Source organism: Streptomyces yongxingensis (genome assembly GCF_055597465.1).
Genome location: NZ_CM145717.1, coordinates 10,503,038 through 10,517,053, shown reverse-complemented (window position 1 = coordinate 10,517,053; position 14,016 = coordinate 10,503,038). Strand labels below are relative to the sequence as shown.

Genomic DNA, 14,016 nt, shown 5'->3' with positions numbered 1-14,016 from the left:
GATATGCGGCTCCGCCGCGTGGTCCGCCGGATACCCCGTAGCGGCCGGGGCGGCCGGGGCGGTGCCGATAAACTGAAGACCATGTTCTCCAAGGTGAGCGGTCCCGTGCGGCTCGCGGATCGGGTCGCGTCGATACTCTCGGAAGAGATCGAGTCCGGGCGGCTGGCCGAGGGCGACAAGCTCCCGACCGAAGTGGAGCTGGTCAAGCAGCTGGGCGTCAGCAGGACCGTCGTACGCGAGGCCGTGTCCCGGCTGCGTAACGCGGGCCTGGTCGAACCCCGGCAGGGGCTCGGCGTGTTCGTGATGCCGCGCCGCACCCGGCCGCTGGATCTGGAGGCCGAGACCGCCGAGGACACCAAGTCCAAGGTGCGGCAGATCGTGGAGGTGCGCCGCCCCATCGAGGGCGAGGCGGCGTACCTCGCGGCCACCCGGGCCACCCCGGCCGACCTCGCTCGAATGCGTCAGGCTCTGGAGGACATCGACACGGCGGTGGCGGCCGGTGGCGACGGCGTGGACGAGGATCTCGTCTTCCACCGCTCCATCGCCGAATCGACCGGAAACGCGGTGATGCTCTCGACGCTGCGCTACCTCGGCGAGGTGCTGCGCGGCGGAATCCGCGTCACGCGTGCGAACGAGGCGCGCCGCGGCGACTTCCTCGAAGCGGTCCGGCAGGAGCACCACGCCATCCTGGCCGCCATCGAGGCCCGCGACGCCGAGGCGGCCCGCGACGCCGCGCTGCTCCACCTGAGGCACGCGGCGTCCCGGCTGCAGGACGCGGACGAGGGGTTCTGGAGCGAGACCGAGAACCTCGAGGTGGACCTCGACGCCGCCCCCTGAGCCGCGATGTGCGGCGCGCGTCGCTCAGCGGTTCGGAGGTGGCGTAGTGGACCCACTGGGTGCCGCGGCCGCGGCGTCCGCGAAGCGGCGGGCCAGGTGCGCGAAGGCTTCCCTCAGCTCGGGCGGCCCGATGACCTCGATGTCGGCGTCGAACCTGCCGATGGTGGCGGCGAGTCCGGGCCATGACCACGCGCCCAGGACGAGTCGGCAGCGGTCCGGCCCGAGTTCCTCGACGACTCCGTCCCGGGTGTAGGTGGACACCACGGAGGCGGGCAGGTCGAGGACGACCTCGCCACGGCAGGGCCGGCCGCCCGAGCCGTCGGAGCCCTGGAACCTGCCGGCGACGAAGGCGGCCACGTCCCCTCCGGGCACGTCGCGCGGGGTGAAGCGGGGCCCGGTGGGGGTGCGCGGGGCGATCCGGTCGACGCGGAAGGTGCGCCAGTCGTCGCGGTCGAGGTCCCAGGCGACGAGATACCAGCGCCCGCCCCGGGTGACGAGATGGTGCGGCTCCGCCCGGCGCGGCGGAGCGGCGGCGGAGTCGGGGCGGGCGGCATCCGGTGCGGACACCGGGGTGTAGTCGAAGCGCAGTACTTCGCGGGCGCGGACGGCCGCGCTGAGGGTCATGAGCACATGCGGACCGACCTGCGGATTCGGTCGGGTCCCGGCACCTTCCACGGCGGTCACCTGGAGGGCGTCGACGCGATGCCGCAGCCGCGCGGGCATCACCTGCCGGACGGTGCTCAGCGCACGCGCGGCCGCTTCCTCGATCCCCGCCCCGGTGACGGTGGCGGTCTGCAGCGCCACGGCGAGTGCTACAGCCTGGTCGTCGTCGAACAGCAGCGGCGGCAGGTCCGAGCCGGCGCCGAGCCGATAGCCCCCGTCGGGGCCCTTGGCGGCCACGATGGGATAGCCGAGCTCGCGCAGGCGGTCGACATCGCGGCGCACGGTGCGCGGGCTGACGTCCAGCCGCTCGGCCAGCAGCTGCCCCGGCCAGTCCCGGCGCGCCTGGAGCAGGGAGAGCAGGGACAGCAGTCGCGCTGATGTCTTCGGCATGACACCGATTCTGCCCGGAGAAGCGGCCACACCCTGTCCGCTACCCCTGCGACGGTTGTCCTCGTCAGTCGACGAGAACGACCGAAGGACCCATTGTGACCACCGCCACCACCCCCGCCACCACTCTCGACGGCGAGCGGGCCGACCTGCTCGCCGAACTCGCCGCCGCGCGATCCGCCCTGACCACGACGGTGCGCGGGCTCGGCGACGAGCAGGCAGGCGAACGCCCGACGGTCAGCACGCTGTGCCTGGGCGGGCTGATCAAGCACGTCGCGGCCATCGAGGAAGGCTGGCTGCGCTTCGTCCTCGAAGGCCCGTCGGCGATGCGTTACGACCTGCCCGACGGTGTCACCTGGGCCGACCTCGCGGCCGGTACCGCACGGGAGATCCCACAGTGGGCGATCGACAACCAGAACGCCTTCCAGATGCTGCCCGGCGAGACGCTGGCCGGAACCCTCCGGCGCTACGAGGAGGTCGCCGCCCGGAGCGAGGAGATCATCACCGCCGTCCCCGACCTGTCGGCGACGCACCCGCTGCCCGAGGCGCCCTGGAACGAGCCGGGCGCGGCGCACAGCGTGCGCCGGGTGCTGATGCACGTCATCGCCGAGACCGCCCAGCACGCCGGGCACGCGGACATCATCCGCGAGTCGCTCGACGGGCGGAAATCCAGCTGACGCTGACGGATCTCATGGGAACGGTGCTGGTGACGGCCGTCACCAGCGCCGTTCCGGAACCCAAGGAACCCAAGGAATTCAAGGAACCCAACGGAAGGGCGCATTCGGGTATGACCGTTCTCGACCGCCGGGCGCTGGGCCGGGCGACGCTCGCCCGGCAGTTGCTGCTCGACCGGGCCGGCCTACCGGTGCGCGACGCCGTCGCGCATCTGTGTGGCATGCAGGCGCAGGAGCCGCAGGAGCCGTTCACCGGGCTGTGGTCGCGGCTGCGCGCGTTCGACCCGGCGGCCCTCTCGGGCCTGCTCACCGGGCGGAGGGTGGTACGGACCCACCTCATGCGCCGCACCGTCCACCTCGTCACCGCCGAGGACATCGTGGCCTGGCGAGCGCGTCACGACGCCATGCTGCGCCAGCGGGTGCTCGGGACCTACCGCCGCGAGCTGGAGGGGATAGACCTCGACGAACTCGCCGCCGCGGGCCGGGCGGTGATGGCCGACGGCGAGCCGCGTTCGATGGCCGAGCTGGTGCGGGCGCTGGCCGACCGCTGGCCCGCCCCGGCACCGCGGGCACTGGGCGAGATGCTGATCGCCGCCCTCGTCCCGGTGGCGCAGACGCCGCCGCGCGGGCTGTGGCGCTCCCGGGGAGGGGTGCGTAACGTCCTGCTCTCCTCCTGGCTGGGGCGGCAGGTGGACGCGCCCGCCCCCGACGGCACCGACCCGGTCGGGCAGGCGCTGGTACGGCGCTATCTCGCCGCCTTCGGCCCCGCCGCCTCGGCCGATCTGCGCGCCTGGTGCGGCCTCGCCGGGCTCCCGGCCGCGGTGGCCGCGATGCGGGAGGAGCTGGTCACCTTCCGCGACGAACGCGGCCGTGAGCTGTTCGACCTCCCCGACGCGCCACGTCCCGGCCCCGACACCCCCGCGCCGGTGCGGTTCCTGCCCGCGTTCGACAACGCGATCCTCGGTTACCACGACCGCGGCCGGATCATCGACGACGCCCACCGCGGCCTGTCGGTCGCCGGGGAACGCGTGGTGCTGGTGGACGGCCGTGTCGCCGCGACCTGGAGGGTCGACGCCGCCACCGTGGTCGTCACCCCGCTGGGCCGCCTCTCCGCAGCCGACCGCACGGCCGTCGGAGAGGAGGGCCGGGAACTGGCGTCGTTCCTCTCCGACGGCGAAAGCCACCGCGTGCGCGTCGCCACCTCGCCGGGCTGAGCGATGCGAGCGGGCCGTCCGAGTCATGGAGCGGGGTCCTGCTGGCGCAGAGGTGCGGTCCGGTCGCCGGGCGCGGGGCGCTCGGCCGGTACGGAACGGCCGCCGGGGCGGGCGAAGTGGCGCATCATCGGCATCTCGACACCGCGCCACAGCAGCAGCGACACCGCCACGCAGAACGCCGACACCACCACCGACAACAGCGCGGCGGTCGCCGTGTCGAACGTCCGCCGGTCCAGCAGCACCCGGATCTCGTACAGCAGCGGGAAGTGGACCATGTACAGCGCGAACGACGCCTCGCCCAGCAGCACCAGGCCACGGCCCCCCAGCCGGCTCTCCCGCCCTTCGATATCGCGGGTGGCGATGGCCGGGATGAGGGCGGCCATCGGCAGACAGGTCGCGGCCCCCCATAGGTACTCCTCCGGCAGCTCCGTCCGCGCCGCGAAGACTCCCGCCAGGGCGAGCAGCGGCCACCGCGGACGCAGCGTCGGCCAGCGGTCGAGCTGGACCGCCCGGGCGAGCACCAGTCCGAGGATGAACTCCAGCAGCCGCACCGGCGGGAAGAAGTAGATCAGCCACCAGCGCTCCGTCGAGAGCGGCGACCAACTCCCGGGAGCCGCCTCGTCGGTGACGGCCATCGCCACCAGCGGCATCGTCACCACCAGCGCCGCCACCAGGGCGATCACCGGCCAGAGCAGCCGTTCCGGGAGCGCGCGCACCGGCCGGATCAGCAGGGGGAAGAGGAGGTAGAAGAACGCCTCGCAGGAGATGGACCAGGTCACCGGGTTGACGCTGCTGAAATCGGCCATGTCCGGCACCCAGGCGTGCACCAGCAGCAGATTCCGGACCGCCTCCCCCAGCCCCGGGTCCGGCACCGGAAGCAGCGCGGCGGTGCCCGTCGCCATGAGCAGGCCCAGCATCAGCGTCCAGGTCACCACATGGTTGGGGAAGATCTTCACCAGCCGGCGGCGCCAGAACCGGACGGCGGTGTCGGCCGGAGAGGCGTTCCACGCCAGTACGAAACCGCTGAGCAGGAAGAACGAGGAGACCGCCGCCGCGCTCGCCATCGACGAGGCGTCGGCGGCCTCATAGACCCCCTGGTCCTCGAAGAATCTGCCCAGCGTCAGCACATGGCCCGCCAACACCACACCGGCCAGCAGAAAGCGCAGCCCCGTCAACGACGGCAGCCGATCGCCGCGTGGCAACACACCGGCCACAGAAAACCCCTCCCCATACGAAGCAGGCACAGCACCCACGAGCCTGCCCGTCGCACCGCCCCGGCCCCAATACCGCCCCTACGGGAACATCCGGGCGAACGCCACCACCTGCGGAGGGAAACGCGTCAGCGCACGGCCGGGGGCACGGGCGAGAGCCGGTAGGCGCCCTCGTGGGTGATCACATGACCGGCGGTCGGCGGCGGGAAGTGGGTGCCGAGCAGGAGGGTGCCCGTGTCGGCGAGGGCGCCGAAGAGCGTGTGGCGGGTGGCCTCGGACTGCTCGGGGGCGATGTCCACGCATGAGCCGATGGCGGGGTGGGCGAGCTGGACGGGGTGGTGCACGCAGTCGCCCGTGATCAGCGCCCGCTCGCCGCGGCTGTCGAGCTGGAGGGCGATATGGCCGGGGGTGTGCCCGGGCGTGGGAATCAGCCGCAGGCCGGGGACGACCTCGGTGCCCTCGTCCGGGACGTCGACCAGATCGAGCCGTCCCGCGTCCTCGACCGGAATCACGGAGTCGAGGAACATCTGGGTGCGCGGCTCGTCCATGTCGTAGGTCGCCCAGAACTCCCGCTCGGTGCGGGAGCTGAGGTAGCGCGCGTGGGGAAAGGTGGGCACCCATGCGCCGTCCACCTCATGGGTGTTCCAGCCGACGTGGTCGGTGTGCAGATGGGTGAGGATCACCAGGTCGACGGATTCCCGGGGGAACCCGGCGGCGGCCAGACGCTCCAGGTAGTCGGTCCGCAGATCGTGCCAGGCCGGGTTGGCCCGCGTCTTGCCGTTGCCGATGCCGGTGTCGACCAGGACCCGCGCCCCGCCCACCTCGAAGGCGAAGCTGTGGCTGGCGATGCGCAGGGTGCCGTCCTGGTCGGCGAAGTCGGGGCGCAGCCAGTCCTGGCGCGAGACCACGTCCGGGGTGGCGTCGGGCAGCAGCCACGGCCCGGTCTGCGGCGGCAGGAGCACCTCGTCGATGCGGTGGACGGCGATGTCGCCCACGGTCCAGAAGGGGATGTCGATGGCCCGGGGTGTGTGCATGATCCACTCCTTCTAAACGCAATCTGTTTGCTTTAAGTCACCGTAGGCCCTACAGTCGACTAACGCAAACAGTTAGCTTTTATCTCGATGAGGGAGACACCTTGTCCGCCGCCGAACTCAGCCCTCCGGAGGCGGCCCGCTGGGCCGCACGCGCCGGGCTCCCGCTGCCGGCCGAGCGCCACGCCGCCGCGGCGGCCACCGCCAACCACATCCACTCCGTCGTCGCCGTTCTGCGCGAGCTGGACTTCGGCGACACCCCGCCCGCCCCCGCCTACCGCGCGGGAGAGGAGCAGCACGATGCGGCCGTATGAACTGTCCCTCACCGCCGCCGCCGACGCGATCCGGACCGGCCGGCTGTCCCCCGTCGAGCTGGTGGACTCCGTCCTGGACCGCCTCGAGCGGCTGGAACCCCACCTGAACGCCTACGCCACGGTGACGGCGGAGCGGGCGCGCCGGGCGGCGCGCGAGGCCGCGGACGACGCCGCGGCCGGCCGCCTCCGCGGCCCGCTGCACGGCATCCCCATGGGCCTGAAGGACCTGATCGACGTCGCGGGCGTGGCCACCACCGCAAGCTCCCGGGTCCGCGCCGACCACCGCGCCCAGGCGGACAGCACGGTCGCCGCCCGCCTCAGCGCGTCCGGCGCGGTCCTGGTCGGCAAGACCCACACCCATGAGTTCGCCTACGGGCTGACCACTCCGCAGACCCACAACGCCTGGGACACCGGCCGAGTCGCGGGCGGCTCCAGCGGCGGCTCCGCCGTGGCCGTCGCCGCGGGCACCGCGGCCTTCGCCCTGGGCACCGACACCGGCGGATCCATCCGCGTCCCCGCCGCGCTCAACGGGGTCGTCGGCCTCAAGCCGACGTACGGCCTCGTCCCGCGCCACGGCGTCACCTCCCTGTCGTGGTCGCTGGACCACGTCGGCCCCCTCACCCGCACCGTCGAGGACCAGGCCCTGGTCCTCGCGGTCCTGGCCGGGCACGACCCCCGCGACCCCGCCTCCCTGGCCGTTCCGGCACGGGACTACCGGCCCGGCGCGGCCGAGGACCTGGCGGGACTGCGTATCGGCGTGCCGCGCAACTACTACTTCGAGCACGTCGACGCGGAGGTGGAGGCCGCGGTCCGGCGGGCCGTCGACCGGCTCGAGGCCCTCGGCGCCCGCCTCGTCGAGGTCGAGATCCCCATGACCCGCTACATCCAGGCCACTCAGTGGGGGCTGATGGTGCCGGAGGCCACCGCCTACCACGAGCGCACCCTGCGCACGGCACCGGAGCTGTACCAGGCGGACGTGCGCATCCTGCTGGAGGCGGGCGAACTGATGCCCGCCGGGGACTATCTGCGCGCCCAGCGCTCCCGGACGCTGATGCGGCGGGAGTGGGCGCGCATGCTGGAGGACGTCGATGTGATCGCCGCCCCCACGGTCCCGGCGACCGCGGTGAAGGCCGGCCAGGAGACGATCACCTGGCCGGACGGCACCGTCGAGGCCGTCTCCGACGCCTATGTGCGCCTCTCGGCCCCCGCCAACCTCACCGGGGTGCCGTCGCTGTCCGTCCCGGTCGGCCAGGACACGGCGGGCCTGCCGATCGGCATGCAACTGCTCGGGCGGCCGCTCGGGGAGAGCGTGCTCCTGCGGGTCGGTCACGCCTACGAGCGGACGCGGCCCGCCCGCGAGCTGGCATCGGCGGCCTGACGCGTCCACCGAGCGATCCCGGGGCGCACCGCTTCCCCAGAAGCAACAGATTTGCTTTAAGGTGGGATGAATGAGCAGGCAGATGGTGCGTCCCGGGGGGCGCAGCGCCAGGGTCCAGGCATCGGTGCACACCGCCGTGCGCGAACTCGAGGCGGAGGTGGGCCGCGACGGTCTCACGGTGCCGCTGATCGCCCAGCGCGCGGGCGTCACCCCCTCCACGATCTACCGCCGCTGGGGAGACCTCTCCCAACTGCTGTCGGACGTGGCGGTCGAGCGTCTGCGGCCCGACACCACACCCCAGGACCACGGCGGTCTGGCGTCCGATCTGACGGCCTGGGCCGAGCAGTTTCTCGACGAGATGGCCTCCCCGGCCGGCCGTGCCTACATCCGCGACGCCCTCCTCGGCGACCCGGACGGCAGCAACGCCGGCCAGTGCTCGGCCTACGCCGCCGACCAGGTCGATGTCATCCTGACCCGCGCGGCCGAACGCGGGGAGGACACCCCCGGCGTCGAGACGGTCATCGACCACGTCGTGGCGCCTCTGATGTACCGCATCCTCTTCCGCCCCGACGGGCTCGACGCCGCGCATGCCCGCGGACTCGTGGTGGGGCTCCTCGAAGGGAACGCCGCCGAGAAGTGAGACCGGCGGGTGAGCGCCGGGGGAGTCAGCCGCGCGGGGCCGGAGTGCGCAGGAAGTCCGAGAGCGCCTCCAGCAGCCGGTCCACGTCCTCGGTGCTGGTGTAGGGGGCCAGGCCGATGCGCAGCCCTCCGGTGTCGCCCAGGCCCAGCCTGCGGGATGCCTCCACCGCGTAGAACGAGCCGGAGGGGGCGTCGACGCCACGGCTCGCGAGGTAGCGGTAGGCGTCCGTGGTGTCGTGGCCGTCGATGGTCAGCAGCACGGTCGGGGTGCGGTCCGCGGCCCGGGAGTGGACGGTGATCGGGTCCAGGGCGGCCAGGCCCTCGTCGATGCGCCCGCGCAGGGTGGCCTCGTGCTCTTCGAGGGCCGCGAACGCCGACGCCAGCCGCTCCCTGCGGCTGCCTTCGGCGCCGGGGTCCAGGGTGGCGAGGAAGTCGACGGCGGCGCGGGTGCCGGCGAGGAATTCATAGGGCAGGGTGCCGAATTCGAAGCGCTCGGGGACGGCGTTGGTCGACGGGAGCAGCTTGTCCGGGGTCAGGGTCTCCAGGAGTTCGGGGCTGCCCGCCAGGACGCCGAGGTGGGGGCCGAGGAACTTGTAGGGGGAGCAGACGAAGAAGTCCGCTCCGAGCCGTCGGATGTCGACGTGGGCGTGGGCGGCGTAGTGCACGCCGTCGACGTGGAGCAGCGCCCCGGCCGCGTGCACCCGCCGGGAGATCTCCGGGATGTCTGGGCGGGTGCCGATCAGGTTCGAGGCGGCGGTCACCGCCACCAGCCGGGTGCGGTCGCCGAGCTGGGCGCTGATGTCATCGGGGGTCAGCTCGCCGGTGGCGGGGTCGAAGTCGGCCCAGCGCACGGTGGCCCCGGCGGCTTCGGCGGCCTGGATCCAGGGCCGGATGTTGGAGTCGTGGTCCAGCCGGGACACCACCACCTCGTCGCCCGGCGACCAGGTCTTGGCGAGGGTGCGGGAGAAGTCGTAGATGAGGGCGGTGGCGCTGCGCCCGAAGACGATCCCGGCCGGGTCGGCGCCGAGCAGATCGGCCATGGCCTGCCGGGCCGACTGGACGAGGGCCTCGGCGTTGCGCTCCCCCGCGGTGAGGTGGCCGCGGTTGGCCAGGGGGTTGGCCAGCGCGTCGGAGATGGCCTCGATGACGGGGAGCGGGGTCTGGGTGCCTCCCGGGCCGTCGAAGTGGGCCGACCCGGCCTTCAGCGCGGGGAACTGTGCACGGACGGCGGTGATGTCGTATGTCACGAGCGGCTCCTTGCAGAGGGCCTTGGCGAGGGGTGACCAGGGCGATCTTAGGCAGGCACGGATACGGAACGGCAGGGGGCGAGGACGGCCGCCGCGCCGGGGAGAGGACGGGCCGCCGCGCCGGGGGAGGTGTCCGGCGCCCGGACGGCCGCCCTGATTGAATCTGTGCGTATGGGGATGAATCACCACCCCCTTCCGCCGCGCGGGACCGGGACACAGAAGGCGGTGGCGCCGACGTGAGCAGCGACTCTCCTCCCCCGCCCGAACGACCGGGAGGGCGGGGCGTACGCCCTCGGCGTGGCGTGGCCGGCGGACCGGCGGGGCGGGCCTCGCGGGCGGCGGCGCGGGCCCGCCGCTCCGGCTCCGCGGCCCTGGCGGCGGCGGTGCGCCGGGCGGGGGACGAGAACGGACGCGTCCATCCCGGGCTGCGGCTGGCCGCCGCGTACGCATGGCGCCTGGTGGTCATCGGAGTGGCCGTCTATCTGGCGTTCACGGTGCTGGGGCGGTTCGAGCTCGTCGCGATCGCGGTGTTCCTGGCACTGGTGGGCACCGCCTTGCTGCGGCCGTTGGCCGATCTGCTGGCGCGGGCGCTCCCCAGGCCGCTGGCGGTGGCGCTGGCGGTGTTCGGCACGCTGTTCGCGGTGCTGGGGCTGCTCGCGCTGGTGGGGAACGCGGCGGCCGCGGAGGCGGGCCGGCTGGTGGGTGAGTTGCGCGGCGGGATCGGCCGGATCGAGCGATGGCTGGAGGGGCCGCCGTTCCACGTGCGGCACGGTGTGCTGTCGGGGGTCCACGACAAGATCACCGCCTTTGCGTCACGGCATCGCGCGGCGCTGATCAGCAGGGCGCTCAGCAGTGCGGGGCGGGTCGTGGAGGCGGGCACGGCGGTGTTCCTGGCCCTGTTCTGTTCGATCTTCTTCATCCACTCCGGCGACCGGATGTGGCAGTGGTTCCGGGGCCAGCTCCCCGAGCGCGCCCGGTCCCCGTGGGACCGGGCGGCGCGGGCGGCGTGGACCACCTTCGCCGGATACACCCGGGGCATCATCGTCGTGGCGGCCTCCAACGCGGCCCTGGTCGGCATCGCCCTGTTCCTGCTGCGGGTGCCACTGGCCCTGCCGCTGACGCTGCTGGTCTTCTTCGCGACGTTCATCCCGCTGATCGGTGCACCGATCGCGCTGGCGGTGGCGACGGTGGTGGCTCTGGCCGGGCGGGGTCCGGCCATCGCCGCCGTGGTGCTGTTGCTGATCGTGGCGGTCGGTCAGTTCGAGGGCCATGTCCTGCATCCGCTGGTGATGAGCTGGGCGGTGCGGCTGCATCCGGTGGTGGTGGCGATTTCGGTCATCGCCGGAAGCATCGTGGCGGGGGTGGTCGGGGCAGTGGTGGCCGTGCCCATGGTGTCCGTCGTCTGGTCGGTGACGCGAGCTCTGCGCGGGCGGCCGCCCGGCGAAGCCTGACCGGCACCCCGGAACACCCGTGCGCAAGCGGCCGGGACATCCACACGTAAGCGGCGGGAACACCCGTATGTCAGCGGCGGGAACACATCTCTATAAATTGCATCTCAGATTCGCATTAACGTAATCTGCCGCCATGCGGCTGACGAAGTCAACGGACCTGGCGCTCCGCACGATCATGCGGCTGGCGGTCACCGGCACCGAACCCTGCACCGCCCGGCAGATCGCCGGGGAGATGCAGGTGCCCTACAGCCATCTGGCCAAGGTGGCGGCCCGGCTCCAGCACCTGGGCCTGATCGAGACACGGCGCGGACGGGGCGGCGGGCTGACGCTCACCGCGACCGGGCGCACCGCCTCGGTCGGCCAGCTGGTCCGGGAGTTCGAGGGGGTCGGCGATGTCGTCGACTGCGAGGGGGACGTGCCGTGTCCGCTGCGGCAGGGCTGTCGGCTGCGGATGGCGCTGCGCCGGGCGCAGGAGGCGTTCCTCGCCTCGCTCGATCCCCTCACGGTCGACGATCTGGTGGCGTCCCCGACCGGTCCGGTGCTGCTGGGACTGGTCGGGCGCGCACCCGGACTGTCCCCATGAGGCCGCCGTCCGGGTTACGGAGCCCGGATCACGTCCCGCCGAGTCGTGATGACGCGGAGGTCACCATGCCCGGTTCACCCATGCCGCTGAATGCGAATCTGAGATACCAGTTAGGCCCACTCATGCTCTCCCAGAAGTCCGCCGAGACCGTCCGCGCCACGCTTCCCGCCGTCGGTGAGGCCATCGGCACCATCACCGAGCTGTTCTACCGGAAGCTCTTCACGGCCCACCCCGAACTGCTGCGGAACATGTTCAACCGGGCCAACCAGGCCGCGGGCACCCAACGGCAGGCCCTCGCGGGCGCCATCGCCGCGTTCGCCACCGCCCTGGTGGAGAAGCCGGGCACCCGCCCCGACGCCCTGCTGAGCCGGATCGCCCACAAGCACGCCTCGCTCGGGGTGAGCGCCGCGCAGTATCCGGTGGTGCACCGTCATCTGTCCGCCGCCATCGCGGAGGTGCTCGGCGACGCGGCCACCGAGGAGGTGGCCGCCGCCTGGGACGAGGTCTACTGGCTGATGGCCAACGCCCTGATCGAGATCGAGCGGCGGCTGTACGCGGAGCAGGGCGTGCTGGTCGGCGGGACCTGGCGGCAGTGGGAGGTGGTCGAGCGTGTTCAGGAAACGGCGGATGTGGTCACCTTCCGGATCCGGCCGGCGGACGGCCGTCCCGCCCCGGCGTTCACAGCGGGCCAGTACGTCTCGGTGCAGGTGGAACTGGCCGACGGGGCGCGGCAGATCCGCCAGTACAGCCTGACCAACGGCCCCGGCGCCACCGTGCACTCCTTCGCCGTCAAGCGCGAGGACGCGGGCGAGGGCCCGGCCGGTGAGGTCTCCGGCCATCTCCACGACCACCTCCACGAGGGCGATGAGCTCACCGTCTCCGCGCCCTACGGCGACGTCGTGCTCGACGCCACGGACACGCCGCTGCTGCTCGCCTCCGCCGGGATCGGCTGCACCCCGATGGTGGCCATGCTGGAGGAGCTGACGGCCAGAGGCCACCAGGCCCCGGTCATCGCCGTCCACGCCGACCGCTCCCCCGCCGACCACGCGCTGCGCGCCGACCAGGAGCGGCTGGTCACCAAGCTGGCGCGGGGCACCGCCCACATCTGGTACGAGCGGCCCGGGGGCGACTGGCCGGCCGAGCGCACCGGCCACGCCGACCTGTCCGGCATCGAGATCCCGGACGGCGTCCAGGCGTATCTGTGCGGGCCGCTGCCCTTCATGCGGTCGGTGCGGACCCAGTTGCTGGAGCGGGGTGTTCACCCCTCCGCGATCCACTACGAGGTCTTCGGCCCCGATCTGTGGCTGACGCGGGACGACGGCGAGGGCCACTGACGCTCACCGGCACTCGTCACCGCCCGATGTTGGCCGGATGAACTCGAATGGCCCAGAGGCCGGTCGCTTTTGTCGGGGGGAACGTGGGACCGTACGGACACGGGTTCTGCCCATTCCGTGCGCAACCGCACGGAATGGTCCGTCCGGTACCCCCACATCGACGAGGAACCATGGATCGCGAAAAGATCACTCTCAGCGGCGCTCAGGAGACCTTGCTCGCCACGCTGTACGGCAGGGCGGTGGACAGCCGTTCACCGGACTCCATCCTGCACGACCACGCGGCCCGGGAGGCCGTGGAGCGCGTGGCCTACGACTTCGGCAAAACGGGGATGACGGACACGACGGCGGTCGGCATCGCCCTGCGGGCGAAACAGCTCGACGACTGGGCCATGGAGTTCCTGGCCGAGCATCAGAAGGCGACCGTGCTCCACCTCGCGTGCGGTCTCGACACCCGGGTGCAGCGCCTCGACCCGCCGTCGTCGGTGCGCTGGCTCGACGTCGACTACCCCGAGGTGATCGAGCTGCGCCGGCGGCTGCTTCCCGAGCCGTCGGGGAACTACGAGATGGTCGGCGCCTCGGTGACCGATGAGGCATGGCTGCGCGAGGTGCCGGACGACCGGCCCACCGTGGTGGTCGCCGAGGGGCTGACGATGTATCTGCGCAAGGAGGAGGGCAAGCGGCTGATCCAGCGGATCACCGAGCGGTTCCCCAGCGGGCAGCTGCTCTTCGACGTCTACGGGCCGCTGGGCATCCGGCTCCAGAAAATGGTCCCCGCGGTGCGCAACGCGGGCGCCACCCTCCACTGGGGCCTGGACGACCCCCATGAGGTCGAGACCTGGCACCCGGGGCTGACCTGCCTCGACGCGGTGCGCAGCGTGGACATGCCGGGGGTGGAGAAGATGCCGGCCGCCGGCCGGATGAGCATGCGGGTGATGGCGCGTCTGCCCGGTTTCCGCGATGTGGGCCGGATCCTGCGCTACCGCTTCTAGCGGCTCCGGTCCGGCGCCGGGTGGTCCCGGCACCGGGCCGGGCCGCCGGGTGACCGCTGCCGGG

Annotated in this window: 14 protein-coding genes; 10 read left to right on the top strand and 4 right to left on the bottom strand. The window is 72.6% G+C overall.

Annotation, left to right across the window (positions count from 1 at the left end):
* Positions 1-81 precede the first annotated feature (81 nt).
* Positions 82-837, top strand: coding sequence for a FadR/GntR family transcriptional regulator (locus tag ACZ6TD_RS44515; protein WP_471347465.1), 756 nt, complete (start codon positions 82-84; stop codon positions 835-837).
* Positions 838-861: 24 nt separating this feature from the next.
* On the opposite strand, the gene ACZ6TD_RS44510 is transcribed toward ACZ6TD_RS44515, so the two are convergent.
* A complete protein-coding gene (locus tag ACZ6TD_RS44510; RefSeq protein WP_471347463.1) occupies positions 862-1,890 on the bottom strand; it encodes a helix-turn-helix transcriptional regulator in 1,029 nt (342 codons plus the stop codon).
* Positions 1,891-1,985: 95 nt separating this feature from the next.
* On the opposite strand from ACZ6TD_RS44510, the gene ACZ6TD_RS44505 reads away from it, so the two are divergent.
* Together ACZ6TD_RS44505 and ACZ6TD_RS44500 are read left to right on the top strand one after the other, a co-directional pair.
* Positions 1,986-2,564, top strand: a complete 579-nt coding sequence (locus ACZ6TD_RS44505) for a DinB family protein (RefSeq protein WP_471347461.1) — start codon at positions 1,986-1,988, stop codon at positions 2,562-2,564.
* Between the two features lie 110 nt (positions 2,565-2,674).
* Positions 2,675-3,775, top strand: a complete 1,101-nt coding sequence (locus ACZ6TD_RS44500) for a winged helix DNA-binding domain-containing protein (protein ID WP_471347459.1) — start codon at positions 2,675-2,677, stop codon at positions 3,773-3,775.
* 23 nt (positions 3,776-3,798) lie between these two features.
* Here the strand turns inward: ACZ6TD_RS44500 and ACZ6TD_RS44495 are convergent, their stop codons facing one another.
* Positions 3,799-4,989: an acyltransferase family protein gene (locus ACZ6TD_RS44495; RefSeq protein ID WP_471347457.1), complete on the bottom strand. Its 1,191-nt coding sequence runs from the start codon at positions 4,987-4,989 to the stop codon at positions 3,799-3,801.
* Positions 4,990-5,114: 125 nt separating this feature from the next.
* Complete coding sequence (locus tag ACZ6TD_RS44490) at positions 5,115-6,020, bottom strand: MBL fold metallo-hydrolase (protein ID WP_471347455.1); 906 nt, start codon at positions 6,018-6,020, stop codon at positions 5,115-5,117.
* Positions 6,021-6,121: 101 nt separating this feature from the next.
* Between ACZ6TD_RS44490 and ACZ6TD_RS44485 the strand changes: the two genes are divergently transcribed.
* The 3 genes from ACZ6TD_RS44485 (at position 6,122) to ACZ6TD_RS44475 (ending at position 8,349) form a co-directional block, all read left to right on the top strand.
* Complete coding sequence (locus ACZ6TD_RS44485) at positions 6,122-6,331, top strand: hypothetical protein (protein WP_471347454.1); 210 nt, start codon at positions 6,122-6,124, stop codon at positions 6,329-6,331.
* Positions 6,318-7,709 carry an amidase gene (locus tag ACZ6TD_RS44480; protein ID WP_471347452.1) on the top strand — a complete coding sequence of 464 codons (1,392 nt, stop codon included), beginning with the start codon at positions 6,318-6,320 and terminating at the stop codon, positions 7,707-7,709. The genes ACZ6TD_RS44485 and ACZ6TD_RS44480 overlap by 14 nt, the downstream gene beginning before the upstream one ends.
* A gap of 70 nt (positions 7,710-7,779) precedes the next feature.
* Positions 7,780-8,349, top strand: a complete 570-nt coding sequence (locus tag ACZ6TD_RS44475) for a TetR/AcrR family transcriptional regulator (protein WP_471347450.1) — start codon at positions 7,780-7,782, stop codon at positions 8,347-8,349.
* 25 nt (positions 8,350-8,374) lie between these two features.
* On the opposite strand, the gene ACZ6TD_RS44470 is transcribed toward ACZ6TD_RS44475, so the two are convergent.
* Positions 8,375-9,595: a cysteine desulfurase-like protein gene (locus tag ACZ6TD_RS44470; RefSeq protein ID WP_471347448.1), complete on the bottom strand. Its 1,221-nt coding sequence runs from the start codon at positions 9,593-9,595 to the stop codon at positions 8,375-8,377.
* Positions 9,596-9,897: 302 nt separating this feature from the next.
* Between ACZ6TD_RS44470 and ACZ6TD_RS44465 the strand changes: the two genes are divergently transcribed.
* From ACZ6TD_RS44465 to ACZ6TD_RS44450, 4 genes are all read left to right on the top strand, one after another.
* The gene (locus ACZ6TD_RS44465) at positions 9,898-11,046 is read left to right on the top strand and encodes an AI-2E family transporter (protein WP_471347447.1); all 1,149 of its coding nucleotides are present in this window, start codon (positions 9,898-9,900) and stop codon (positions 11,044-11,046) included.
* Between the two features lie 133 nt (positions 11,047-11,179).
* Positions 11,180-11,629 (top strand): RrF2 family transcriptional regulator, encoded by a 450-nt coding sequence (locus ACZ6TD_RS44460; protein ID WP_471347445.1) that lies wholly within the window; start codon positions 11,180-11,182, stop codon positions 11,627-11,629.
* 122 nt (positions 11,630-11,751) lie between these two features.
* A complete protein-coding gene (locus tag ACZ6TD_RS44455; RefSeq protein ID WP_471347443.1) occupies positions 11,752-12,963 on the top strand; it encodes a globin domain-containing protein in 1,212 nt (403 codons plus the stop codon).
* A 170-nt stretch (positions 12,964-13,133) separates the two neighbouring features.
* On the top strand, positions 13,134-13,952 hold the full coding sequence (locus ACZ6TD_RS44450) for a class I SAM-dependent methyltransferase (protein WP_471347441.1): 819 nt from the start codon (positions 13,134-13,136) through the stop codon (positions 13,950-13,952).
* Positions 13,953-14,016: the final 64 nt, after the last annotated feature.